At 43.8% G+C, this 26,220-nt stretch carries 24 protein-coding genes; 9 read left to right on the top strand and 15 right to left on the bottom strand.

Features of this window, described 5'->3' with window-relative positions; all coding sequences use genetic code 11:
- Positions 1-12: 12 nt before the first annotated feature.
- Both AB4Z50_RS05210 and AB4Z50_RS05205 read right to left on the bottom strand, forming a co-directional pair.
- Positions 13-672, bottom strand: a complete 660-nt coding sequence (locus AB4Z50_RS05210; protein WP_441876523.1) for a hypothetical protein — start codon at positions 670-672, stop codon at positions 13-15.
- Positions 673-769: 97 nt separating this feature from the next.
- Entirely contained in the window at positions 770-2,101 is a 1,332-nt protein-coding gene (locus AB4Z50_RS05205; RefSeq protein ID WP_441876520.1) for an MFS transporter, read from the bottom strand.
- A gap of 173 nt (positions 2,102-2,274) precedes the next feature.
- On the opposite strand from AB4Z50_RS05205, the gene AB4Z50_RS05200 reads away from it, so the two are divergent.
- From AB4Z50_RS05200 to AB4Z50_RS05175, 6 genes are all read left to right on the top strand, one after another.
- On the top strand, positions 2,275-3,165 hold the full coding sequence (locus AB4Z50_RS05200) for an ROK family protein (protein WP_441876517.1): 891 nt from the start codon (positions 2,275-2,277) through the stop codon (positions 3,163-3,165).
- A 236-nt stretch (positions 3,166-3,401) separates the two neighbouring features.
- On the top strand, positions 3,402-4,007 hold the full coding sequence (locus AB4Z50_RS05195) for a DUF4183 domain-containing protein (protein ID WP_441876514.1): 606 nt from the start codon (positions 3,402-3,404) through the stop codon (positions 4,005-4,007).
- 83 nt (positions 4,008-4,090) lie between these two features.
- Positions 4,091-4,375 (top strand): DUF4183 domain-containing protein, encoded by a 285-nt coding sequence (locus AB4Z50_RS05190; RefSeq protein ID WP_076267468.1) that lies wholly within the window; start codon positions 4,091-4,093, stop codon positions 4,373-4,375.
- A 117-nt stretch (positions 4,376-4,492) separates the two neighbouring features.
- Entirely contained in the window at positions 4,493-4,927 is a 435-nt protein-coding gene (locus AB4Z50_RS05185; RefSeq protein WP_441876511.1) for a BclA C-terminal domain-containing protein, read from the top strand.
- 236 nt (positions 4,928-5,163) lie between these two features.
- Positions 5,164-5,715, top strand: coding sequence for a glutathione peroxidase (locus AB4Z50_RS05180; RefSeq protein WP_441876508.1), 552 nt, complete (start codon positions 5,164-5,166; stop codon positions 5,713-5,715).
- A 48-nt stretch (positions 5,716-5,763) separates the two neighbouring features.
- The gene (locus tag AB4Z50_RS05175; RefSeq protein ID WP_441876505.1) at positions 5,764-6,444 is read left to right on the top strand and encodes a class I SAM-dependent methyltransferase; all 681 of its coding nucleotides are present in this window, start codon (positions 5,764-5,766) and stop codon (positions 6,442-6,444) included.
- Between the two features lie 63 nt (positions 6,445-6,507).
- Here AB4Z50_RS05175 and AB4Z50_RS05170 read toward each other — a convergent pair whose 3' ends face one another.
- From AB4Z50_RS05170 to rbsK, 3 genes are all read right to left on the bottom strand, one after another.
- Positions 6,508-7,074 carry a TetR/AcrR family transcriptional regulator gene (locus AB4Z50_RS05170; RefSeq protein WP_441876501.1) on the bottom strand — a complete coding sequence of 189 codons (567 nt, stop codon included), beginning with the start codon at positions 7,072-7,074 and terminating at the stop codon, positions 6,508-6,510.
- A gap of 20 nt (positions 7,075-7,094) precedes the next feature.
- Positions 7,095-7,805: an MBL fold metallo-hydrolase gene (locus AB4Z50_RS05165; protein ID WP_441876498.1), complete on the bottom strand. Its 711-nt coding sequence runs from the start codon at positions 7,803-7,805 to the stop codon at positions 7,095-7,097.
- Positions 7,806-7,884: 79 nt separating this feature from the next.
- A complete protein-coding gene (rbsK, locus tag AB4Z50_RS05160; RefSeq protein WP_441876495.1) occupies positions 7,885-8,811 on the bottom strand; it encodes a ribokinase in 927 nt (308 codons plus the stop codon).
- 87 nt (positions 8,812-8,898) lie between these two features.
- On the opposite strand from rbsK, the gene AB4Z50_RS05155 reads away from it, so the two are divergent.
- The gene (locus AB4Z50_RS05155) at positions 8,899-9,444 is read left to right on the top strand and encodes a hypothetical protein (protein WP_441876492.1); all 546 of its coding nucleotides are present in this window, start codon (positions 8,899-8,901) and stop codon (positions 9,442-9,444) included.
- 23 nt (positions 9,445-9,467) lie between these two features.
- On the opposite strand, the gene AB4Z50_RS05150 is transcribed toward AB4Z50_RS05155, so the two are convergent.
- The gene (locus AB4Z50_RS05150; RefSeq protein WP_441876489.1) at positions 9,468-10,748 is read right to left on the bottom strand and encodes an adenylosuccinate synthase; all 1,281 of its coding nucleotides are present in this window, start codon (positions 10,746-10,748) and stop codon (positions 9,468-9,470) included.
- A gap of 110 nt (positions 10,749-10,858) precedes the next feature.
- Between AB4Z50_RS05150 and AB4Z50_RS05145 the strand changes: the two genes are divergently transcribed.
- Positions 10,859-11,737 carry a LysR family transcriptional regulator gene (locus AB4Z50_RS05145; RefSeq protein WP_441876486.1) on the top strand — a complete coding sequence of 293 codons (879 nt, stop codon included), beginning with the start codon at positions 10,859-10,861 and terminating at the stop codon, positions 11,735-11,737.
- 42 nt (positions 11,738-11,779) lie between these two features.
- On the opposite strand, the gene AB4Z50_RS05140 is transcribed toward AB4Z50_RS05145, so the two are convergent.
- The 6 genes from AB4Z50_RS05140 to AB4Z50_RS05115 all read right to left on the bottom strand — a co-directional run bounded on the left by AB4Z50_RS05140 (position 11,780) and on the right by AB4Z50_RS05115 (position 19,806).
- Entirely contained in the window at positions 11,780-13,558 is a 1,779-nt protein-coding gene (locus AB4Z50_RS05140) for a sensor histidine kinase (protein ID WP_441876483.1), read from the bottom strand.
- Positions 13,555-15,096 carry a response regulator gene (locus AB4Z50_RS05135; RefSeq protein WP_441876480.1) on the bottom strand — a complete coding sequence of 514 codons (1,542 nt, stop codon included), beginning with the start codon at positions 15,094-15,096 and terminating at the stop codon, positions 13,555-13,557. The genes AB4Z50_RS05140 and AB4Z50_RS05135 overlap by 4 nt, the downstream gene beginning before the upstream one ends.
- Positions 15,097-15,223: 127 nt before the next feature.
- A complete protein-coding gene (locus AB4Z50_RS05130) occupies positions 15,224-16,879 on the bottom strand; it encodes an extracellular solute-binding protein (protein ID WP_339204532.1) in 1,656 nt (551 codons plus the stop codon).
- A 77-nt stretch (positions 16,880-16,956) separates the two neighbouring features.
- Entirely contained in the window at positions 16,957-17,853 is an 897-nt protein-coding gene (locus AB4Z50_RS05125; protein WP_076267455.1) for a carbohydrate ABC transporter permease, read from the bottom strand.
- 34 nt (positions 17,854-17,887) lie between these two features.
- A complete protein-coding gene (locus AB4Z50_RS05120) occupies positions 17,888-18,850 on the bottom strand; it encodes an ABC transporter permease (protein WP_076267454.1) in 963 nt (320 codons plus the stop codon).
- A 176-nt stretch (positions 18,851-19,026) separates the two neighbouring features.
- Positions 19,027-19,806, bottom strand: coding sequence for a YheC/YheD family protein (locus AB4Z50_RS05115; protein WP_441876475.1), 780 nt, complete (start codon positions 19,804-19,806; stop codon positions 19,027-19,029).
- Between the two features lie 298 nt (positions 19,807-20,104).
- On the opposite strand from AB4Z50_RS05115, the gene AB4Z50_RS05110 reads away from it, so the two are divergent.
- Positions 20,105-21,406: a glycosyltransferase family 39 protein gene (locus AB4Z50_RS05110; RefSeq protein ID WP_441876472.1), complete on the top strand. Its 1,302-nt coding sequence runs from the start codon at positions 20,105-20,107 to the stop codon at positions 21,404-21,406.
- Between the two features lie 956 nt (positions 21,407-22,362).
- Here AB4Z50_RS05110 and AB4Z50_RS05105 read toward each other — a convergent pair.
- The 3 genes from AB4Z50_RS05105 to AB4Z50_RS05095 form a co-directional block, all read right to left on the bottom strand.
- Positions 22,363-23,241, bottom strand: a complete 879-nt coding sequence (locus AB4Z50_RS05105; protein WP_076267451.1) for a carbohydrate ABC transporter permease — start codon at positions 23,239-23,241, stop codon at positions 22,363-22,365.
- 82 nt (positions 23,242-23,323) lie between these two features.
- Complete coding sequence (locus AB4Z50_RS05100) at positions 23,324-24,184, bottom strand: ABC transporter permease (protein WP_076267739.1); 861 nt, start codon at positions 24,182-24,184, stop codon at positions 23,324-23,326.
- A gap of 335 nt (positions 24,185-24,519) precedes the next feature.
- Positions 24,520-26,217: a sugar ABC transporter gene (locus tag AB4Z50_RS05095; RefSeq protein ID WP_441876469.1), complete on the bottom strand. Its 1,698-nt coding sequence runs from the start codon at positions 26,215-26,217 to the stop codon at positions 24,520-24,522.
- Positions 26,218-26,220: the final 3 nt, after the last annotated feature.

Here is a 26,220-nt window from a genome sequence, read left to right as displayed (position 1 = left end):
GAAGAGAGATATCTATTGGGTTGTTGTCTGCTGCTCCTGCTGCCTTGGCTGTCTGCCGCCGCCAGCGCCTCCGCCAAAACCACCGAAACCTCCCATACGAACAGTAATGGATTCTGCAATCTGCGTATCGTCAGTTAGCATAATAGACAAAATATCATCGGCTTTTAGGTCTGCCAGCGCTATTTCTTTCTCGACCATTTGTTCATTCTCGAAGGTGACTGTCATAATCTTAGTCGTATCTGTCACCTGAATGTCCACCGTCTCCTCTGAGAACATAGCGTCCATATTCATCCTGCCGCCGCCCTCAGGAGACGTTCCATCACCAGCGGGTGGTTGCGGAGCCTCACCTTCTGCTGGAAGTTCAGCGCCTTCTGGAGGCTGCTGCCCCTCGCCCGCTCCAGGCATATTGCCCGTTCCATCCCCTTGCGGCGGACCGCCTTGTCCCATAGCCGATTTGTAGAGGGTAATCGTTTGGCCATCCACCGATTTCACTTTACCCATCAAATCCGCTTGAGCCCCCATCTGCCCCATGCCCGCTCTGGCTCCATTCCGCTGTACTTTGCCCTGAGCATCCACTTGCTGATCGGATGAAACCTGTTCGTCCTGAGCTCCGCAGCCTGCCAAAGCAGCAGCGATAACGACAGCGCTAAGCATCACTTTCCATTTGTTCATATCGTTCATCTCCTACGAATATGTAATGAATAGCTTCTATTCATAACATTCTAGCATTCGATTATGAACATGAGATGAACGGAAACTGAAGCGAAAATCAACCTTTTTGAGTAAGCGGATTCCGCTTCCAATTGCCTGATATAAATAGAAACGTACCGATCCATCCGCATATAGAAGCAATAACCAGCAGCAGCGACAGAGATACACTATGCGAAAGCGATGTGCTTAAAGTCGGCCCAATCGTTCCTCGAACGCCAAAAAGCATCAAATGCAGCCCGAAAACCATTGCTTCCCGGCCAGGCGCCAGTCGGAAGACAAATGCCAATATGCCGATATCCCAAATCGCTTCCCCGATTCCTTGTATCGCATTGCCGGTTATGACCGCAGCATAGCTGCCCCAAAGTCCATATAACATCGGCACTATAGCGTAAGCTGCAATGCCGCATAACAGCGTATATTTAATATCGATGCGATCGATCATCCAGCCCGCTATCCAGAACGTAAGCAGCAGCGCTGTAAAATAAGCGACACGAGCATAACCAATTTGCAAATTGGAAAGCTGAAGCACATCTACCTGTATAATTTGATACAACGGATTTGCAAACATATTGCCAAACCCGGTAAGTGTAGTCGCCGCTAAAAAAACAGCTAACGTTCGATTTTCTTTAATAAGCTTCCACTGCTCCTGAAGCGGGAATCGGCTCGTTTTTTTCAGAGAAGCAGGTTTATCAGGAGCCTTCTGTACAGGCAGCTTCAGTGTATTAAATAGACTTATAGAGAGAAAACCCGCAATGGAAGCTGCAATGAGTGGTCCTGACGGCCCAAAGGCATCCGACCAGCTGCCAACAAAGTAAGCAAGCGGAATCATAATAATCCCCATTGCCACCCGTACATACCCCATTAGTCTTCCGYGCAAATCAGAAGGATACATACGCGATACTAATGCCGCATACGCAGGAGCCTGCACGCCCATTAACAGCTGAAATACAAGCGCAGCCACTACATACAAGGATGGATAAGCGAAAAAAGCCGGCAACAGCAGCAGTAATCTGCCGATGGCATTAGGAATAACGACGAACGGTTTTGGGTTGTTCGCTTTCTCAATCCAAGACGCCCAAAATGGTGAAAACAATAAACCAACGGCAGGTGCTGCTGACAATAATCCAACTTGAAAATTGCTTGCTCCTTGTTGAATCGCGAATGCTACATAGAACTGGTTCATGACGACATTAAATAAGCTGAATAGACAGGATGCACCTAAATCGATGCGGGCATTTCTCCATACATTTGCAGTCATTGGCATACCGAACTTCATGATTCGCGAACTTTCCTTGGCCTCGGATTCCATTTGGGCAGCTACCTTCTTCTCTAGGTTGATAATATACGCACGGAGGACCCCTTGCGCCGCAAAGGATCCTCTCTCAAGCACTTCATTCGATTGGATATTACTACACTCCTCACTTTTTGTACAGCATTAGTTGATCAAAAAAGCATACGCTTCCAAAAGGCACTGATACGTTCGGTTCTTTCTAATATTCCTGTAGTATGATAGACTTTTTCTCAAAGGTTCACAGTCATTTTCATATCATTGGAGGGTATTACGTGAGTATTGCAGTAGGAATTGATATTGGTGGAACAAAAATAGCATTTGGCTTCGTAGACGAGCAAGGAAACGTTATTGCGAAAGGTTCATTAAAAACTAATCTGCAGATCACGCCCGCAGACATGCTTGCGCAGGTTGCAGACGCGGTAAAGCAGCTGGCCGAGCAAAATGGGCTATCACTAGAGACGCTTAAAGGAGTCGGAGTAGGTGCACCCGGACCACTTAATACGATCAAGGGTGAGCTGACTTGCCCTCCAAACTTAAAAAGCTGGTGGGGTTTCCCCGTTGTAGACGCATTGCAAGCCCATCTGCCGCTGCCGATTAAGATGGAGAATGATGCCACCGCTGCTGCCCTTGCTGAGAAATGGGTCGGCGCTGCACAGGATTCCGAGCATTTCATCTTTATTACGATAAGCACAGGCATTGGCGCCGGCATCTTTATGCATGGCAAGCTGCTTACTGGATCAACAGGAAATGCCGGCGATGCTGGCTTTATGATTATGGATCAAGCCGGTACGCCATGGGAAGTCGTCGCTTCCGGTACAGCCGTTGCCCGTCAAGCGACGGAGCTGCTCGGCCGAGACGTTTCTTCCAAAGAAGCATTTGAGCTGGCGGCGCAAGGCGACCCCCAAATGTCCGAGCTCGTTAACCGTGTATTCAAAACAATCGGCATGGGATGCGTATCGCTAATTAATATTCTTGATCCGAACAAAATCGTTATCGGCGGCGGCGTCTCACAAGTAGGCGAACCACTTTTTGCAGCCGTTAGAGACTATGTATCCAAAAACGCGCTTAACCCATCAGGCAGGGAAACGGCTATCGTACCAGCGAAGCTACAGCAGGACGCTGGACTAATCGGCGCTGCCGCATTAATTCAACAAGCTTACTAAGCGGTTGAAATTATAATATTGAAGGAGCTGCTGTTCGAGGCTATAAGCCTTGTACAGCAGCTCCTTTTTTGCGTGATGAATGAATAGAGTTATATTGGAACAGTTGGTTACTCCGTTACCTATTTTCATTTAAATAGTTTACAGCCTAATTGTAATGGACGTTTAGTCCATACCGCTGTTCGATAGCGTCATATCATACCCTATATAGTTTAATATTTAGGGAGGTATGAATGAGCTTGGGAAATCCACTCGCTACAAAGAAGAAAACAATTCGTATATGCCCAATAAAAAGAAAGAAAAAGCACAAAAAGATCATTAATTTCAAGAAGAAGCCTCATGCTGCCTATCAACATGACTCACAAGAATCTCGAGGGCTACAAGGTTCGCAGGGGTCTCCAGGACATCAAGGTACACAAGGTCTTCAAGGTCTTCAAGGTCTTCAAGGACTTCAAGGTGCTCAAGGACCTCAGGGACCTCAAGGTCTTCAAGGACCACAAGGTCCTCAAGGGCCCCAAAGCGAATCGGGATCTATTATCGTCCCTTCTGTTATCATTTTACCAGCTGCCCAAAGATTTTTTTATAAGATGACCTCAGATGCCGAATCCCAATTCACGATTCCAGCCGATGATTTTACAAACGATGAGGGAGCATTCATAACCGCATTTGTAGGCAATGATCCAAATAGCTATAGCAATCTCTATATTAATGGGATACTGCAAGCAGGCAGTTTGTATATCATTAATGAAAATAATTTGAACATTAATCTCGATAATCAAACTATTTATTCGGGAACGCCAATCATTCTCGAAACCGTTACATTCTCGGCTATCGTTGTTCCTTAGTTCAATCTATTAAACTCCGCGATTCAAACCTTCCCTTTTTCGAATACTAGCATAAGTTAGTAGAGAGAAGAGAGGTGATATATATGCCAATCACAAAACCATTCATGGCTGCCAGAAGATTTAGTGCCACAGCAGGGGACGGAACTGGAGTCGGTGCTGCGTATAATATTCTTGCAACAGCAACAACGAATGACACCGGTACAGCAGCAACAGCATTTCCAACTGCTCCCGCCTACTACAATCTATATATTAATGCACAGATTCAAACTGCAGACACATCAACGGTTACGACTACTGCTATTACTATTCCAGACGGTGATACACTCGATCCTTTGACTCCAATTGTAATCGAATTTGTAGTAAACTAACCTAATTTGTTGACTTGGTGCCGACAATACTTCTTTTTTTATTGTCGGCATTGTTTTTCATTAGAGGTTATTAATTCCTTACATAGCTTCTAATCATAAATAAGGAGTTGAATATGAATGCCGATCATTTACCCTATCTCTCCCCCAATAGGTTCGGGATATATTTATAATATCAGTGCTCAAACGGTTCCGGTGGAGGCAGATATTACTTTTGATACAAGTGTTATTTTCACACCCGGTATTACGCATTCCCCTGGAACCAGTCAGATTACTGTTTCCACCACTGGAAATTACGAAGTTACTTTTTCAGTGCCGGGAGTAGAACCAAATCAATTCGCCTTATTTTCAAATGGTACGCTAGTTACAGGATCCATATATGGTTCAGGAGCTGGTACTCAGCAAAATAATGGGCAGTCTATTATGGCTCTAGCGGCTGGAAGTATTCTCACACTGCGAAATCATAGTTCAACTGCTGCCGTTACGCTGCAAACTCTGACCGGTGGCACTCAAACAAATGTAAATGCTTCTGTTATAATCAAAAAATTAAGTTGATTTCTAATCCACAACCTCACGAGGATGTGGATTTTTCTTTCCTGCATAATTAGTTAACTTTATAATTATTGCTAATGGCATCGACAGTTTATTGCATTTGCCTATAACCATTATTTTCTTTATATATTAGACCAATAGAATATTTGGCTATATGATAGATTGAATCATACAAATGGTTTCCATATTGCGCAGTTATTGAGGAAAAAATAAATCAGTAACACAGGGAGGTTAACCACATGTCGATTTATGATTTTCAAGCGATCTCCATTTTCGGAGAAACAGTAAAGCTGTCATCCTACCATGGAAAAGTTATCTTGATCGTCAACACGGCAAGCAAATGCAGTTATTCACGTCAATTCAATGATCTGCAGGTGTTATACGAAAAATATCAGGAACAAGGATTCGAAATTCTCGCTTTTCCTTGCAACCAATTCAACGAGAAAGAGCCAGGCAGCAATTCTGAAGTGAAGCAATTTTGCGACATCAACTACAAAGTTACGTTCCCGCTGTTTGAGAAAACGAATGTGAGAGGAGCATCAGCTCTTCCATTATTTCAATATCTGACGCAGCAAGCTCCGTTCCAAGGCTTCGACACAGAGACTGCGAGCGGACAATGGATGCAGCACTTCCTGCAAGAGAAATACCCAGAAATATATGCTGGGGACGGGATCAAGTGGAATTTTTCCAAGTTTTTAATTAATCGCGACGGATTTGTTCAAGAAAGATTCGAATCGACGATAGAGCCCATCTCTATTGAGCCTGCCATCATATCGCTTCTATGTACCTAAGCAGTAAGCCAGTGAGAACATATTCGAGTAGTCTAGGAGGGTAAACGGATGGGGATAGAATGGTACGATCGAATTGCACGAAAAAATGGCGGATATCGAAGCAATGCGGTATTTACGATCGAAGGCATTTCAGCTGAGCAATTATTTGAAGAAAGATTAGTTGAAATGCTGCCTGCATTTGATACGGTTCTTGATGCGGGTTGCGGACACGGCGATTTTACACTAAAGATGTCACGTCATGCTAAGTCGATTGTTGGATTTGATAATTCAATTGAAATGATTAAGATTGCCAACTCCATGCGAGATGAGAGCCAAGCTCATAATATATCATTTATTTACGCGACTACAAAAACCGATTTGCCATTCACCGACGGGCAATTTGATTTTATTTACGATAGGCGCGGACCAACGTCCATTTTGAATCATAGCAGAATACTACGCTCGGGAGGCACGATATTTGGTATACACTCAGGCGCGCTAGAAATGGTCAAAGAAAGATTACACAGTAATGGATTTATAAATATTCAAATTGAAGAGTTTAATCAAGCTGTTTTCTATTTTCCAGACACAAATGAATTTGCTAAGTTTCTCACAGGCATTCCCGGGAATCCTGACTATACTGATCCTTCATTAAGCAAGGATTTCGACGCCAAAGTTGAAGAGAATCAAATCAATGGAAAACTAGGCGTAAAAGAATACAAATATATTTGGAAAGCTAACAAACCTTAATTTAATATCGAAGCGGGAGCCTATCCACTCCATTAAGCATCTCTGGCTCCTGCTTCTTTTCTATCATGATTTAACACGGAGACCGTTCAAATACGTTTGGATGACAATTTTTAAGCTTTCGTCGATAGCCTGCGGCATGCCAAATCCACCCTTTTGTTCAATCGAAGCGAATCCGTGCAGCAAGCTGCGCAATCCCCGTACACTGTGAATGGCCTTCTCATACCCAAGCTCATAATAGCTTAGCGTCTTAACGAGCAAATCCACAAGCTGCTCTCCAATTGCTGCATATTCTGCTTCATCCGCATCTGGCGAGCGCAGCGTCAGCTCATACACGCCTGGATGTTTTCTTGCAAAAGAAATGTAGGCAGAAGCAATAGCATGAACTGCTTCATCGCCTTCTTTATTTTGTAACGATTCATTTATCGCTGCAAGCAGCTTCTGTAAACCGTAGATAGCCAGCTGGATGCGCAAAGCGTTTAATCCATCCACATGGTTATATAATGAAGGAGAACGCACTCCAAGCTTCTTGGCAAGCGTCGCCAGCGTAACCTCTTCGATGCCTAGCTCATCTGCTATGGTAGCTGCTTCCTCTACGATAGTCGCCAAATCAAGCCCTCTTCTAGGTGACATAGAATCCCCCCCTCTCCTATTTATTTAACCAAAAAACGTTCCGCTGTGGCAATCGCCTTATCCAATAAACGTTTAGGCTGCAGCACCATGTTGCCATGGCCAGCAGCGAGCAACGATGGTTTCAAATCTCTTAACCTTCGAGCCGTCTCCAAACTCGTTTGTTTATCCCAAGTAGCCATTGCARGAAAGGGAAACAGCAGCTTTATCTGTCCAGATACTGCAACGCCTGCTCTAGTTTGAAAAGCATCTCCTACGATGAGAATGTCATTCCTCGTATCTAGAAATGCCATTGAACCAGGCGTGTGTCCCGGTGCAGCTACCGCAAGCAAAGAGCCTACGCGATCACCATCCACCAGCAAAACATCAGGTTTTGTTCGAACGTTTTTAGGCAAACCGCCACGTATGGGCAAGCTGCTCTCATTAGGATCTAACGTATGATCACCGCTAAGCAGCCTTGCATCTCTCTTGGATATAAACACCTGTGCATTTGGAAGCCTTTCTTTCAGCCCGTCAAGCGAACCAATGTGGTCCGCATGAGCATGAGTCAAAACAATACGGGTAATCGGCTTGCCAAGCTGTTCCGCTGCCCTCAGGATGGCATTGACGTTGTTTGGAAGTGCGGCATCCACTAACGTCAATCCTTCCGCCTCCTCTACCAAGTAACAATTTACTGGAAATACCTTCGGTAAATAGGTCAGCTGTACAACCGTTTTCTCGCGTGTCATTCTCATTTCAAATGGCCTCCTCAACAAAAACTAATGATATTAGTTTTATAATAAACTAATGCCATTAGTTTTAGCAAGCCTATTTTTAATTTTTCTGTTCGCTTTGAAGAAAAGCTTCAATTTCTGCTTTAGTGGGAATCGATGCTTGGGCACCTTCCTTCGTAACGGCTAGTGCTGCTGCTCCTGCAGCAAAGATCAAAGCCTGTTCAGCCTGGCATCCATCAGCGCTTGCAGCGGCGAATGCACCGAAGAAAGTATCGCCCGCTGCCGTCGTATCAACAGGTTTTACTTTGAACGCAGGAATCGTAGCTGTGTCGCCTTGCTTATTTWGATAGAAACAGCCTTTCTCCCCTAATGTAATAATGACGTTTTTTGTTCCTTTGCCCATGACTACTTCTGCTGCCGCTTGCGCTGAGGAAACATCGTTTACCGTTAAGCCCGTAACAACAGCCGCCTCGGTTTCATTTATAATAAGAGTATCAATAAGCGGAAAAACATGCTCAGGAATAGCCCTTGCCGGGGCAGGGTTATAAAATACTTTACTGCCGCTGCTGCTAGCACTATTCATGACGGATAGCGTCGTCTCCCACGGTATTTCATTTTGAAGCAGCACGGCATAAATATCCGACCACTCTCCATAACCCGCGGCTGCATCCTTGTCTGTCAGTTGACCATTCGCACCCTCAGATAAAACTATATGGTTTTCGCCTTCACCATTCACAGTAATAATAGCGAAACCTGATGTTCCTTGCTTGCGTAATACTTGACTAGTGGAAATTCCATTATCTTGTAAAGATGTGATCAATGTCTGAGCAAAAGGATCCTCGCCAACTGCGCCGATCATCACACATTCCGCACCTGCGCGAGCCGCTGCAACCGCTTGATTTGCCCCTTTGCCGCCCGGAAAAAACGAGGTGGCTGCACTCGAGATTGTTTCACCCGGCAGCGGGAATTTTTCGACCTGACTAACGATATCCATATTTATGCTTCCAACAACGAGTATTTTTTTCATCGTTTATTCATACCCTTCCCTAATTAACAATTCATTTCATTCTTTTGACTGCATGTACCTATTTTAACAGAAGGAGTAGATCTTCACATGATTACCGCTTTTATTATCGGCTGCGAGATAGGATTTTGGTTATTTGTACTTATCGGCTTATTATGCCGCTATATTTTCCGTTTAAAAAAGCTTGGCGCTATATTTTTGATTGCAACACCTCTCATCGATTTGGCATTGGTTATTGCTACTATTTATGATCTCCGCGGCGGCGCAACAGCTACCTTCGCACATAGCTTGGCTGCAATATATATCGGGGTTTCCATCGCTTGGGGACATCGGATGATCAAATGGGCTGATGAAAGGTTCGCTCATCGCTTTGCCGGCGGACCTGCTCCTGCTCGCAAGCCCAAATATGGCAAAGATCATGCTCGCTACGAGCGAAATGGCTGGCTGCATCACTTGCTCGCATGGGTGATAGGCGCTGCCATTTTGTATGGCATGATTTTAATGGTTGGCGATGCGGTGCGAACGGAGGTTTTATTTAACACGCTTCGTTTATGGTCGATCATACTCGTCATTGATTTTGTCATCAGCTTTAGCTATAGCCTATGGCCACGCGCCAAAAAAGCAGAATCCAATTAGGATTCTGCTTTTTTTATACTAAATCATCGTGTGATTAGCTGCTCACGACGCGGTCCTACCGATACGCTTGCAACTTTTACGCCAATAGCTTCTTCCACAAACTGAACGTATTGCTGCGCTGCTTCAGGCAACTGCTCAAAAGTTGTAGCTTGCGAAATATCGCAGTTCCAGCCTGGCAAACGCTTAAGCACTGGCTTAGCGGAAGCAAGCGCTGCTGTCACCGGGAATGAATCCTTAATGATTTGTCCACCCAATTCATAACCTATGCATACTGGAATTTCATCTAAGTATCCTAGAACATCAAGATTGGTCAGCGCAACTTCCGTAGCCCCTTGCAGCATGCAGCCATAACGCGTAGCCACCGCATCAAACCACCCCATTCGGCGCGGGCGCCCTGTATTCACGCCAAATTCTCCTGCGTCGCCTCCCAAACGGCGAAGCTCATCAGCCTCCGCACCTGTCAGTTCACTGACGAACGGTCCGGCTCCAACACAGCTGGAATACGCCTTAACTACCGCAATAATTCTCGTAATTGCATAGGGTGGAAGACCCGCGCCTACTGGCGCAAAGCCCGCCAGCGTAGACGATGATGTGGAGTAAGGATAGATGCCGTGATCCGGATCACGCAGCGCCCCAAGCTGTCCTTCCAGCAATATCGACTTTCCAGCTTGATACGCAYCATTTAACAGCTTCGTTGTATCACAAACGAAAAGCCGCAGCTTCTCCGCTTGCTCGAGCAGCACGGTCAGAAGCTCCTCCGCTTTGATCGGCTTTCTATTGTACAACTGCTCAAGAAGTACATTCTTGGCTGCCAAGGATTGCTCTAAACGCTGCAGCAATCGCTGCTCATCATACAGATCCGCAACTTGTACGCCAAGCTTCGCATATTTATCAGAATAAAATGGAGCAATGCCTCTTTTCGTCGATCCGAAGCCGTTTGAGCCAAGCCTTTCCTCCTCCAGCTCGTCAAATAAGCGGTGAATAGGCAGTACAACCTGTGCTCGTTCGGATATTCGAATTTGCGGCTCCGGTACTCCTCGCGCTATCAGCTCAGTCCTCTCCCGCAGCAGCACTTCAATATCAAGAGCTGTGCCTGGGCCAATGACGTTCGTAATCTCTGGATAAAAGACGCCAGACGGCAGCATATTCATCGCGAATTTACCGTAGCTGTTAATAATCGTATGCCCAGCATTGCTGCCTCCTTGATAACGTACGACAAATGAGGATTTGGCAGCTAACGCATCTGTCATTTTCCCCTTGCCTTCATCTCCCCAATTCGCTCCCACTATAGCGGTTACCGTCAATTCAATCGCCTCCTAATGTTGTTATTGCCCTTTAAGGTTTATTATAATGAATGATGTGACATTAAAATAATTGATATAACTAATAGTTCATATTAGGTGGGATTATAGCTATGATCGTAAACATGGAGTGGTATCGCGTCTTTTATTGGACGGCTAAGACAGGAAGCTTATCGCGCGCTGCAGAACAGCTTTATATTACACAGCCAGCCGTCACGCATACGATTAAGCAATTAGAGGCAAAACTAGGCGGCCAGCTTTTTTTCCGTATGGCCAAGGGGGTTAAGCTTACGACTGAAGGCGCGGTACTCTTTCGATATATCGAGCAAGCGTATAGCTTTATTGAAACAGGGGAAAAAATGCTCGCAGAAATGCACAACCTGCAAAGCGGTGAAATTAGTATCGGTGCAAGCGACACGTTATGCAAACATTATTTGATGCCATATTTGGAGCAGTTTCATTCGGAATATCCAGAGATTCGCATTCGTGTGACGAATCGAACGACCCCTGAAACCATCCAGCTTCTAAAGGAAGGAAAAATTGATTTTGGCATCGTACATATGCCTGCTTCAGACAGTCAGTTAGACTTTCGGTTAAGTGTGCCCTTGCAAGATATACTCGTCGGTGGTCCCGCTTATTTATCTCTTGGCGATACCGCCATCGAGCTTGAGGATATTAGCAAGTACCCGTTATTGCTTCTAGAAAAAGGAGCGGGCACACGAGAGTTCCTTGACGAGTATGCCGCAGGGCATGGTACAAAGCTCAATCCAGAGCTTGAGCTTGGCAGCATGGATCTGCTTGCAAAGTTCGCACGAAGCGGCTTTGGGCTGGCCTTCCTCGTTCGCAGCTATGCTGCTGATGAGCTTGCTACAGGCGAGCTTGTCGAAATTCCGCTGATCCCGCCCATCCCCGCACGCAGCATTGGTATCGCAACGCTTCGCGGTGTGCCGCAATCCGCAGCATCCAAACGATTTTTGGAGCTGCTGCCTTAGCCGCTTGGCAAAAAACTAAATGCATAAAAAAAACGTCCTATTCTAAATAGGACGTTCTGGTTCCATATCTTTTTTTCTAGCTGGAATAGTAATCGAAATGGATGTGCCCATTCCTCTTTTGCTCACGATCCGCACGCCGTATTCTGCTCCAAAATGAAGCTTGATCCGCTCGTCCACATTCCGAACCCCGTAGCCCACATTCACTCTCTCAATAGGATCGGACATTTGGCGTAAAATCTCAGGATTAATGCCAACGCCGTCATCAATGACTTGGAAGGTTATTAAATYTCCCTCCATCTTGCCTACGATTCGAATGTTAATCTGTGCTCCATACCAAGCATGCTCAAGCGCATTTTCGATAAAGGGCTGTAAAATAAGCTTTACGGTCGTAAATCTTAAAATATCAGGATCAATGTCAAACCAGATTTGCATACCGTCTTCGAATTTCGTCTTCTGAATATTGATATAGGCATTAATCTGCTCCAGCTCATTCCGAATCGGAATAACGGTTCTACCTTCATTCAGAGATAGCCGGTAAAATTTCGCTAAATCAAGCACCATTCGCTGCAGCTTATCTACCTGTCCAAACTTAGCCAATCTACTGATCGAGGACAATGTGTTATATAAGAAATGCGGATTGATTTGCGCTTGCAGCGATTCCAGCTCCGCTTCCTTTTTCTTCATATTTGTCATATAGACTTCTTGAATTAATCCGTCAATATTATGACCCATATCGTTTAAAGCGAAGGAAATGCGCGTAAATTCATCCTTCCCTTTAAAATGAATCTTTTTCTTGAAATTCCCTTCTTGAAAGGCGTCCAGCACACGAACGATTTTGATAACCTTACGGGAATAAAAACGAGAAATATACAAGCCTGCAAGTGAAAATACAACAAAGCAAGCCAAGCAAATTAAGAAGGTCCAAAACTTTACCTTGTCCGTAGCCTTCTCCATTATATCGGTTGGAACGAGTGCGAGCAGTTTCCAATTCAGCTGTGGAATCTTTTCCTCTACGGCCCAATAGTTCGCCATTTCCGCTTCACTCAGCGATTCACCAATATTAAAATCGGTATCACCGGAGGAGAACATAATTCTTCCATTCTCGTTGAGTGCAAAAATTTTCGTTCCTTTACCGATTTTCTCAGAATCAACGCTCTCGAGCAGATCGGTAAGTCTCAGGCTAATACGAACGAAACCAATTTCCTCAAGCGTAATGGGATCATTCATATTAACAAGTCTTCTGAGCAAGGAAATATGCCCGAATTTTGTATCCCCTTCAACCTGCTTCCACTGCATGGTCTCGCCATACCGCTCCACGGGGTAATCTATATACCATGCCCTGTCCTTAATTCTAGAAATATGGTACAAATCAAATAATGGCCCCTCCGCGTTAAGCGGATCGGTATTATTATAATTGTGATAAATTTCCGGCAATGTATTGTTATGTAGATAGACTGCAAGGCGCATTTTATTGCTTGCTGCCTCCACCGTTGTTTGCATTTTTGGAAGGAGCTGCTTCGTTGTGGCTTCGTAGCTAACCCAGCCTTCTTCATAATGACGCAAATAGGATGCAAGATTACTGTCAAAATAAAGCATGCCGGATATACGTGACACATCCTCCATTTTGTACATAATATTATCCTTCATCTGAGCCAGCGTACCAAGATTAATCTCGCGGGTTCGCTCTTGAATGGAGCTTGTAAAAATAACATTCGCTGCATAGCCAATTAGGATCACCGGCACCATGATAAACAAGCTGTAGGTGAGCATAATTTTAATCCCAAACGGAATATAACGATGCTCCTTCTTATGTTTGGTCATTTTCGTCTAAACTCCAACGGCGTCATACCGTACATTTCTTTAAATTGTTTGCTGAAATATGGCAAGTGACGATAGCCTACTTGATCGGCTATCTCATAAATTTTCATGTTTGTTGTTTTGAGCAGCTCACACGATTTCTCCATGCGCAGTTGAATAAAATATTCGCTGAAGTTTTTACCTGTCTCCTCTTTAAAAATAAGGCCAAGGTAGTTCGGCGATAATGAAAATTGCTCCGCCAAATCACGCAATGTAATGTTATCATGTGTACGTTCTTTCATATAATCAATCATTTGTTTAATAAGCTTCCAATTTTTTTTGTGCTTGTTTGCCTGCAATGTTTCGGATATTTCGTAAACCCTGCGTCTCAGCCACACATGAATATCGTTGATCGTCTCAAACTGCATAATGATATCGTAATTATTCAGCTCCATGCCAAGCAGTTGAAATACATTTTCATTCGTTCTTTGCAAATAATTATCAAGCTTCATTACGATATAAAGCGCATAGTTGCGCAGCGTAAACTTTGACTTTAAGTTTTTGGCAACCTGAAATAAGTCATCCAGCTCATCATGAATGCGAACGAGCTCATAACCCGACATCGCAACAAACAATGCTTCCAGCTTCGCATCGAGATGCTTAACATCCTCTTTCTCTGCCGGCCTAACCTCACCGTGGCCAATGACCTTGCCTTTGCCGTAAAACATTTTCAAATCCAATGCTTCAACTGCCTGACGATAGGAGGTCGAAAATTCGTTGATTGATTCACATAACTCGCCAACGCCTGCGGTAATGGAGAAGGTATGCTGTTCGTTGACTCGATTTACGATCTTGAGTGGCAAAACATCTTTATCCGATTGCTCAATGAGAATCGCAACCCGGAATTTGCTGATTTTACAAATATGCTGAATGCCAAACTCCTTACAGATCGATACCACTTGCTGAATCTCATCCTGCTCTGCCCGCGTCTCATCGTTCAGTTTCCAAGACAAATCATCCACTTCAATTACGGCTACTAAGCCGGGATAGAGAAAACGATTCATCTCATATTCTTGACTCAATACCTCAATGGTTTTTTCATCGCTCGTTCCTTCAAGCAATTGCAGCATATATTCATTTTTTACGATCGGAACCATTTGACCATATGTATTTTGCCGCTCTTGCTCATGGTCCAAAACATCTCGAACCTTAAGAAGGGAATCAATCAGCTCCTGATCATCCATCGGCTTTAAAACATAATTGACAGCATTAAGCGACAATGCCTGCTTAACATAGCTGAAATCCTGATATCCGCTTACGAAAATAATTTTAATATCCTTCGACATCTCGAGTGCGCGTCTAGCCAGCTCAAGCCCCGTCATATTAGGCATACGGACGTCAGTCACAAGAATATCTATTTTTTCCGTATCCAGCACTTTACAAGCATCAAATCCGTTCATCACACCCGCTACGATTTCCATACCGAGATCTGTCCAAGGAATAAAAGCACGCATACCTTCCAAATCTAGCTTTTCGTCGTCCGCCAGCAATACTTTATACATGATGTTATCAGCTCCAATTAGGCAAAGGCTTTACGTTCATCGAACATTTCATCGTTCTATTAAAACGAAAAAACTCGGGTACACTAAAGATCTTAGTATACCCGTCGTTTTTACGAAAAGCTATGGCTTATTCAGCTTTCATTTTTGCAAGGTTAGCTTGCCATTTTTCTGTTTTGAAAGCTAGCAATTTGTCATAACCAGCAGCTTGAGCATCTTTTTCGCCTTTATCAAGAACAGCTAGTACTTCAGCATCATTTTTCGCGAACAACGCTTTTGCTCTAACTTCTAGGAACAAGTCCTCGATACGTTGACGGATGATACCTTCTTCTGTATCCGGCTGTGGATCGATGTTAATGAATTCTGTTGCATTGGATTGCGTTTTCCACGTAATTTCACGTTGGTAACGAGTAGACCAGTTTTGTTGCTCAACTGGCAACGACTCTTCAAATTTAGCTTTTGTTGTATCTAGGAATACTGTGTTACCAACCCAGTTAAGGTTCGTTGTAATCGCTTGAAGCTTACCAAGACCGCCTGCATCAGAAGTGTATTTTTCTGTGAACTTCGGAGTTTCGCCGTCAGCTTCTACGCCATCCCAATAGATTCCTGGAGGTCCCCACATCAAAGCGCTTTGTCCTTCAGGACCAGTCAACCAGTCATAGAAAGCGAAGATTGCTTCTGGGTTTTTAGCGCTTTTCGTAATAACCGTTACGTTCCAGCCTAACATACCATACGTACCAGGGAATACTTTGTTTTTGTCAACGCCTTCTTTGTGAATCGGCCAGATCATGAAATATCCAGCTTCTGGATCGTTTTTCGTAAGCTCAGCATGAGCTTGCATTGCAATTTCAGTCGGGCTTGCTGATGCAAATACTGCTACACGGCCAGTCATTACTTTTTCAGTAATTTGGTCAACCGTTTGTGTCATTGCATCTTGCGTAATCAATTTTTCACGGAACAGCTTGGAAGTGTACTGCATTGCTTCACGGTACTCAGGGTCAAGGAAAATCGAAGTCAGCTTGTCGCCGTTAGGTACAGCACGCATACCTGGGAACTTCTGATCGTTTTCTTTGAATGCAGAGTACAATACATCAAGGCCTTGTCCATCTTTTGCTAAATGCGGCTCGTAAGGAACAACATTCGGATATTTTTCTTTAACCAGCTTCAAGTAGCTGTACAGATCATCTGTTGTTTCAAGCTTAGGTGAACCAAGCTCTGTGTAGATCTTTTTGTTTACAACATAACCAGAGTTGCCGTTAGGTTGTTTTGTATACCAGTTAGGGAATTGATAAAGCTTGCCATCTTCTGAACGAAGCATGTTGATGCCTTCATCGCCCAACCATTTTTTCAAGTTCGGATATTTATCAAGATAGTCATCGAATGGAACAAGCAGATCAGCTGTGCGCAATTTCTCAACATCAACGCGCTCTAGCCAGATCGCATCAGGAAGCTCGCCAGTCGCGATCATCGTATTCAGCTTTTGTGGAGCCGCACCACCGGAGTGGATTGGTTTTACGTTTACTTTCTTTGTATCTCTAATCCAAGTACTCGTAATGTCGCCGCCCCATGCTGGCATAGTGTACCAGTCATAATGGCCATAAAGGGTAAAATCAAGCTGCTCCTTGCCAAGTTCATAAACCGATGCCGGCTTATTGCCGCTATTTTCCTCCGGCTTGCTTCCTGTTTCTCCGTTTTCTGTTTTACCGGAATTACCGCTACAGCCTGCCATTAAAGAAACGGCCATAAATGCAGAGACGATTGGGACGAGTAGTTTTCTTTTTTTCATCTGTTTATTATCCCCTTTCAAGCTCATTTTTATATGTTCAAAGCTTTCGCTCTAAACCACATGTCTTAAACTGCCTGCTACTCTTTCAATGATCCAACAAGAACACCTTTAACGAAATATTTCTGAACGAATGGATACACCATAATGATAGGAATCGTGGCAACCATCATCGTTGCCATAGACAACGATTTGCTCGTTACCGTTCTCATTTTGGCTAACTGCCCTTGTGCAGCAGAATCTAGCTGTGACATTTGATCCGATACGATATTAGAGTTCAAAATCTGCTTAAGCATCGTTTGTATAGGAAGCAGCTTCTCATTGGTGATGTAGATACTTGGACCAAACCAATCATTCCAATGAAAAACAGCCGTGAAAAGCGACAACGTTGCAATAACGGGACCAGAGAGTGGAACAACAATGCGGAAGAAAATACCCCAGTTGCCGCTTCCATCGATTTTCGCCGATTCCTCAAGCCCTGCAGGCAAGCCTTGGAAGAATGTGCGGAAGATGATCATGTTCCAAACGCTGACTAGTGTTGGAATAATGAATACCCAGAATGTATTCATAAGGTGAAGCTCACGAATGAGCAAGAAAGAAGGAATAAGTCCACCACTGAAGTACATCGTAATGATACACAAGATCATGTAAAACTTGCGGCCCATCAATTCTTTCTTCGAGAGGCCATAGGCGAATAATGCCGTTATAAATATGGATGCGATTGTACCGACAACTGTCCGACTGATCGAAACCAGAAACGCAGTTACCAATCGTTCATCCTTGAATACGATACCGTAGTTTTCTAAAGTCCAATCACGCGGCCAAAAGGTTACGCCCCCCATGGAGGTGTCTATTCCGCTGTTGAAGGATATGACAAGTGCATTCCAGAATGGATAAAAGGTCATAAAAGCTAATAACGTTAGTAAGATGTAGATGGTCACCGTCATCACGCGGTCTCCAAAACTGAGCCTGATCACTGCATCATCCGCCTTTCCGGGCTAATTGTATAGTTTACCACAAGCTGCTGCCGGCCCTGCGTGCCAGAAAGTTCGCCATTGTCAAAAGTCCTACGCTGATAACGGCTTTGAACAATCCAACCGCTGTTGCGTATGAGTATCTAGAGCTTTGTATCCCGACTCGATAAACGTACGTATCGATAACATCTGACACGTCCCTGAGTACAGGGTTTACAGCAAGCAATAGAATGTCTTCGAAACCTGCATTGAGTAGATTACCAATCGCCAGAATCATGAAGATAAGGACAACCGGCATGATCGAAGGCAATGTGATCAAAAAGATTTGTTTGAATTTACTCGCGCCATCCATAGATGCTGCTTCATACATGCTAGGATCAATACTTGCTATTGCTGCTAGATATACGATGGAGCCAAATCCAATTTCCTTCCATACTCCAGTCGAAACGAGGATGGACCAGAATAATTCTGGAAGTGATAGAAAGTTGATCGGTTCATCGATAAAGTTCATTTTCTCAAGTACGATGTTAATGCTTCCATTGTCCGTGGACAGCATTGACATAATCAGTCCCGCAACGATTACCCATGACATAAAGTGAGGCAGGTAACTTACCGTTTGAACCAGCCGCTTAAACATTAGGTTTTTCACTTCGTTAAGCATAAGCGCCAGCAAAATCGGTGCCGGGAATCCAATGAAAAATTTCAACAAGCTGATAATAACCGTATTTCGCATGACCTTGAAAAACTCCGGGGAGCTGAAGAACATGTCAAAATGTTTTAATCCAACCCATTCGCTTGCCATAAAACCTTTGAAGATGCTGTAGTCTTGAAATGCCATCAATATACCGTACATTGGGATGTAACTAAACACGATGATTAGTAACAATGCCGGCAATACCATCATTTGAATGTCCCATTGTTTTGCGAAACGCAGAAACGCATTTTTAGTTTTAGGTTTTGGTTTTTTTAATAGTTCTTCATTAACGGATAGTTGCGCCACTACTCAATCCCCCTTGCTCTAGTTGTTCTACTAGTATTCTATCGCGATCATAAACGCACTAATAGCTATCTGAACAACTAAAAATGATACTTTTCAATCATTGGAGTAAGCGCAATCATTAATAAGTATAAAAAAAGCAGATCGAGAAATCGTCTCGATCTGCTTTACATTTTTTTTCATTTTGCATCGCGCCTTCCGTAGCTGGCAGCAAAATGTTTCATTTTTTTATAGGCCGAAGGATCAAGCTTTTTAAGCGGATGAAATTGCGGATGATTGGAATTCACCTCAAGAACCCATAACTGCTGCTTCTGATCATATGCAAAGTCGATGCCAAGCTCGTGCATACCCGATCGTTTTTTACTTAATGTCCGTGATATTCGCAAGGCCACCTTGCTTAGTCTGCTAATCCGCTTATCAGTTGCTTCAATAGAAAGTCCTTGCCTTTCTCCAAGTTTTTTCATCGAATAGATTGCTCCGCCTTGATAATAGTTCGTTACGATTTTATGGCGAGCTCCTACCTTTACCATTAAACCCGTACAAACCCACTTGCCTTCCGGCTTCCGCTGAACCATCGCTCGAATATCGTAGGGACATCCATCCACGCGATCCAATGATATTCCTTTTTGAATAATGAGCTTACTCGATTTCATTTTCTTTATTTGCGAATAAGCTTCGGAAACGGAATTATAAAATTTTTGTATTTGTTTTTTCTTAACGATTGAATAAAGCTCATAACCCGAATTCACCCGTTTCAGCTTAAATATGCCCAAACCGAGTGAGCCAATATCTGGCTTGACATAAACGGTGTCATGACGGTTTAGCATCATCTGCAAGTGCTCACGGCTGAATGATACCGTATTCGGTACATACCGCTTCAATTTTTTATTCGCACATAAGTATTTGCAGACCCGCAGTTTTCCTCTTATATTGCGACTTGCATACTTTTTCTTATACACAAAAGTTCACCTCAGCTTACTTTATGACAGGATGAACAAGTGCAACTGTACGAACGTTTATAGACAGCAAATATACTAATCCATTTTTCTTCCAACGGATTGGAACATTTTTCATATGATACACGTTATAATGGAGTTAATATAAGCGAAAGGTGAGCAGCAGAATAAAAACTAGGAATGATAGGAATGGTTGTAACTTGAAAGAACTCGTTTAACCCAAATAGACCCATTAGACACAAAGCTTGAGGTCACATTATTATTTATAAGTGTTATAAATCATGAAAAGCGGGGCAATGAAATGAAAATTTTTCAAAAAGTAGGCAATGAAGCACTTTTATACCGTATTATTTTAGCAGCTGTTGTTGTGTTTTTCATTGCAATAGGAACATTCATAACGTTCCAGCAAGGCAGCGATATGTATTTAGGCAATTTCGAAGAATATAATAACGATGATGTAAAATATATACGAAGTGCCGAGACATTACTTAATGAAGGTACATTTACTTATCACAAAGTAGAAGATTCGACTGTATTTATTATGCCTGCCCTTACGATGGTGTTGGCATTTTGTATGAAGATATTTGGATATTGGAACGGAATTACCGCATTCCGCATTCTTCAAGTTTTAATGATGGCAGGAACGATGATTCTTCTTTATCAAGTTTGTCGACGATTTTTCCATGAACGAATTGGTGTAATAGCAATCATGCTGTTCGCGCTATATGCACCTAACTATATGGCAGCAAATTTGATTTTAACGGAAGCCTTTGGGCAGTTATTTTTATGGCTCTTTATTTATACCGGAATTGTAGCTGTAGATAAAAAGAAGTTGAGTTGGTTCGCCATTGCAGCAGTATGTTTAAGTATTGGGATATATGCAAGGCCAAACTTTGCACTCCTTCCGGTCGTATTTTTAATCTACATGCTAGTTAGAGGATATAAAATAAAAGAGATTATTAAACCTGCGATTGTAGTATCTGCTGTAATATTAATTTGCATTTCCCCTTGGTGGATAAGAAATGCTGTCGTATTTGATAAGTTTATTCCGCTCACGCTCTCGTCCGGCAATCCATCTGTATTAGGAGCTATGATCGATTGGAGATATCCTGCTGGTGCAGAAGAGAAATTCAAAGAGGATTTTACGCGGTTAGGCGAGGCGAAAGATGCCATCGAATCCAATGAAATTCAAGCTGAGCTTGCCAAAAAAATTAGAAATTATGGATTTGAAACGGATCGCAATCGTTATATTAAACATTACACCGTTGATCGGGTAGTCGATATGGTCAAAGTACCTTATTATTGGAAGCCCGTACTTCATATTTCGAAACCCATCGTGGGCGTATATCACTACGTGCTGCTATTGCTCGGAGTAATTGGATTGCTCATGACCGTTATTTTTAAAAGCAAACGCAAAGAACTATCTATATTGATAATAACCATTTTATATTTCATATTTACTTCACTGCCATTCATTACGTTTGAAAGATACGGTTACTTCATTATGGCGTTTATCACGATATATGCAGCCTATCTCATTCATGAGCTAGTTGAAGCTGTGCGTTCGAAGAAGAGAAGTTCTTTGAGACAACCAAACCATTAGAGGGAGGAACCAAACCTTTAGAGGCTTCTACCAGACCTTCAAGGCGTTTCGAACCCACCCAAACCCTCCCTTCCAAGGGAGGGCCCCAAGGGCTGCGCCCTCTGGACACCCGCAATTGGACTAACGCTAAAGCTAGCCATGCGCTCTTTTGCTGCGTTTGCGTTGGAACGCTTTCGTCCCTTTGGGACACGCTTTACTTTGGGTGCATAACCCGCTGATTACTTGTTAACCAAACTTCAAAAGCGTTTCGAACCCTCCCAAACCCTCCCTTCCAAGGGAGGGCCCCAAGGGCTGCGCCCTCTGGACACCCGCAATTGGACTAACGTTAATGCTAAACATGCGCTCGTTTGCTGCGTTTGCGTTGGAACGCTTTCGTCCCTTTGGGACACGCTTTACTTTGGGTGTATAATTCGCTGATTACTTAAATACAATAACCAAACCTTCAAGGCGTTTCGAACCCACCCAAACCCTCCCTTCCAAGGGAGGGCCCCAAGGGCTGCGCCCTCTGGACACCCGCAATTGGACTAACGTTAAAGCTAAACATGCGCTCGTTTGCTGCGTTTGCGTTGGAACGCTTTCGTCCCTTTGGGACACGCTTTATTTTGGGCGCATAACCCGCTGATTACTTCTATAAGGAACTGTATGATGCTTATTTGGCTGAAAACTACTTTACTAAAGTTCTAACGAATCCTAGTGACGTTATCTCATGTTATTTGGGGTGATATGTGTTACTTTTCCCGAAATAACGATTCTGGGGTTCGTTAAATTGTTAATCGATTACGAAACGTTTGAATAAGAACTGCTCGGTTCGTTAGAGTTAGCAATCGCGTTGCTCTGCTTAAACTTCATCAATAAAACACAGAAATACAGAGGGGCTGTTCCTAGCGTAGATAAATCTACGTTTGGAACAGCCCCTCTGTTTTGGTGGGATGTGAGTGCGTGTTGTGTTTACTCGATTACTCTTTTACTGAACCCATTACCAGACCTTTGACAAAAAACTTTTGGAGGAATGGATATACGATAAGTATCGGGAGAGCGCCGATGAAGATTTGAGCTGATTTCACTGTTTTTTGTGAGATTAGCGCTAAATCAGCTGGGTTCATGCTCATCGAGCTCATATCGCGCTGGATGATAACCGTTTGAAGGAATGTGGCCAGCGGATAACGTTTTGGATCTCCGATATAAAGCAGGCCGTCAAACCATGAATTCCAATGAAAGACCATGCTGAACAAAGCGAGCGTTGCAATGGCCGGCAACGAAACGGGTAGATAGATGCTGAACAATGTACGGAAATGACCTGCTCCATCAATGAGCGCTGCTTCCTCCAGCTCCTTGGGTACTCCGCGGAAAAAGTTGAGCATAAGGATGGTTAAGAAGACATTAACCGCTCCTGGAAGCACGAGCACCCAAAAGTTGTCCATAAGGCCAATCTTTTGAATGACCATATAAAACGGGACAAGTCCCCCGTTGAAGAGCATCGTGAATACGAACAGCCAAGCATAAATATTTCTGCCGCGGAATGCGGTGTTTTCTTTGGATAGCGGATAAGCTGCCAAGAAGGCTAACAACAAAGTCAACAGCGTTCCGATTACCGTCCTCTGAACGGCGATCCACATCGAGTTTAGAAAGATCGGATTGCTTGTCGTTTTTCGGTAAGCATCCAACGTAAAATCGACCGGCCATAAACCGACGATATTGGCATCCGCTGCCGCCTTTGCACTTAGCGAAACGGCAAGCACATGCAGCAGCGGAATCACACATAGCAGGGCTAGAACGATCAATAGGATCGTATTAAACGTGTTAAAAACGCGATAGGATGGTGATTTATGATACATTCGGCAGGTCCTCCTTTTGCTAGCGTAAACGGCCATCGCGTCCTCAGACGGCTAACTCGTTTCGCGATCTTGCTTATATTTTTTAAAAAATTCTGTAATTGGCTAGTTTGTAAGCAAGGCGATAGGAGATAACGACTAAAACAAAGCTGATCACCGATTTAAACAATCCGATTGCCGTACCAAAGCCCATTTCGCCGCTTAAAATAGCTGTGCGGTATACAAACGTATCAATAATATCGCCCTTCGCGTAAACCAAGGAATTATAAAGGTTGAAAATTTGATCGAAGCCCGCATTCAGCACGTTTCCGAGCGCCAGTGTACCGACTACAATAGCAATCGGAATCATCGACGGAACCGTAATATGAAGCGTCTGCTTCCAGCGGCTTGCGCCATCCACCTCTGCAGCCTCATAAAGCGATGGGTTTACGTTGGCAAGCGCTGCAAGGAATACAACGGTACCAAAACCAAACTCTTTCCACACATCAGAGAGGATAACGGTGAAGCGGAACCAGTCGCCATCGCCTAGGAAGAAGATCGGCTCGATCCCGAATATTCCTGTTAGGAGACGGTTCACCAGCCCGCCTTCCGTCGATAGAAGATCTGTAAGAATACCGCCCAAGATGACCCAAGATAAAAAATGCGGCAGATAGACTAGCGTCTGTACAAAACGTTTGACAAGCTGTTTTCTAATTTCATTTAAAAGAATAGCGAATACGAATGGAGCAAAAAGATTCAGTACCATTTTGAAAATAGCGATGATTAGCGTGTTCCAGATCACCTGCAGGCTGTCTTGCCTCTCGAACAAATAGCGGAACTGATCCAGTCCAACCCATTCCGAGCCTGTCAGGCCTAGCCATGGTTTATAATCCTGAAAAGCCATTACAAGTCCACCCATTGGCAAGTATGCGAAGATGATTAGAAAGACGAGGGATGGAAGCACCATAAGATGGAATGGCCATTGCTTTATGAGGTAATAAAACAGCGGTTTTCCTTTTGATTTGACAACAGATACCGAAATGTCTTCTTGTTGAATTGTTTGCTGCTGAGACATGTTTTGTTCCTCCCGCTGGATGAAATGCAGAACGCAATCAGCCTTTCACGGCACGTATGCATCGCGTTCCTTATATAAAAATTATATCAGCGACGGAAAAATTGAAGTAGCTAACAAACCCAACATTCATGGCACAAATGCAACCACTTTTGCGATCCAACATGTGAATTTAGCTTGCTGCATTACACAAAAAAATGCGGCCCCTCAGGGACCGCATTTCGTCAAGCTTATTTCGTTAAACTAGCATACCACTCATTAACTTCTTTCGTCATATCGTCGCCGCCGGATGACTTCCAGCTTTTCACGAATTCATCGAAAGCTTCAGCCGGTTTAGCGCCATAAATGATTTCGTTAAACGTTTGAGCTTCAATTTTTTTCAAATAGTCCATGCGTGATTTCATTGTTTTGGTAGGAGGTCCTACAAACATATCTTTCTTGGAAATCGCATCTTGCTCCATAACGACAGTTGCCGCAAGTGCCGTTTCCGGTCCGTACTGTGCAACAACTTCCTTCTCGCGATAAGTTTTTGCTTCTTTACCGTCAGCTAGGTTAAGCAATGCTTTAAACTGTGCATCAGGAATACGCGCACCGTCACGTACAATGAAATAACGTAGTGGAGCCGTAATGGCACCGCCTGGAACATCATCCAAGTACAGCGGTTTGCCGCTAGCATCAAGAGCGTAATCATAACCTTCAAAAGCGCCTAGCTCGAACGGGCTTCCTTCTTGCGGGTCAGCTAGGTTTTCGAATAGATAGTTCTCGTAAGTGAAGAAAGCTTCTGGATTTTTCATATCTTTATTAATCAGAATAACGCCATTTACAAAGGAAGTGCCGTGACGCATTGCTTTACCGTCTTCACCAGTTGGAATCGCATAAGGCTTCCATACTGCGCCTTCAGCATTTTTTGCTGTATCGAGCAGCGGCCAGCCGCTCATCCAGTAAGGTCCAGGGATAATGCCTGCTGTTCCAGCTACAGCTGGTTCAGACGTTTTATTCTCATCCCAAAGTGCTGCTTCTTTCGGAATATAACCTTTGTCGCGCCATTCTTTAAGTTTAATTAGACCTTGCTTCATGCCTGCGTTCGTAGAACCGTATTCCAGAGTTCCATCCGCTGCCACATTCCATTGTGCAGGAAGTGTGCCATATGCGCCAAATACCCACGATGGATCACCCATCCAAGTGTTCATTGACGTTTTAAAGCCAACGCTTAGTGGAACAACTTTTTCTGGCGACAATCCTTGTGGATTATTGTTTTTAAAAGCTTCCATTACCGTTTCCAGCTCAGCAATCGTTTTTGGAGCTTTCAAATTAAGCTTATCCATCCAGTCTTGACGAATCCAGAGCACATAGTCGTTGTTGTAAGCATAATCAAGTAAAGGGATACCGATTCGTTTTCCATCACGCATGTAAGCATTCCATACGCTGGTATCAAGATTCATTGCCGCTTTCCATTTCTCGCCGGCATATTTATCGAACAGCTCGCCTGCGTCTTGGAACATGCCGGAGTCAATTAGATCTTGTGCCAGCAGCTTGTCACCAACGACAGCAACATCCGGCATTTTTTGCCCTGAAGACATCGCAAGACGCATTTTTGTTGCAAATGCTCCATTTGTATCTGTCACAGACCAAAGGGAATCTACTTTAATACCAAGCGTATCGAGTGCCCATTTTGTTGCCACGTTGTTTTCAATCGTTTCTCCCTCACGGAAGGTTAGCGCAGGGTCTACTCCCCATACAGTGGAAATCGTAACCGGCGGATCGTATTTCTCTTTGTAAGGGTTTTCCTCATTGCCCACGGAAGTGTTGTCGCTTGGCTTATTCGACGGCTCTGCCTTGTTGCCGCTGTTCGAGCAGCCAATGATGGCTGATACGATTAGAAGCATACAAAGCATGAACGTGAACCGTTTCTTTGTTTTCATATTCATTGT

It is taken from the genome of Paenibacillus sp. 2TAB26, from assembly GCF_052115145.1.
Lineage (GTDB): Bacteria > Bacillota > Bacilli > Paenibacillales > Paenibacillaceae > Pristimantibacillus.
This window is presented reverse-complemented; position numbering and strand designations above follow the sequence as displayed.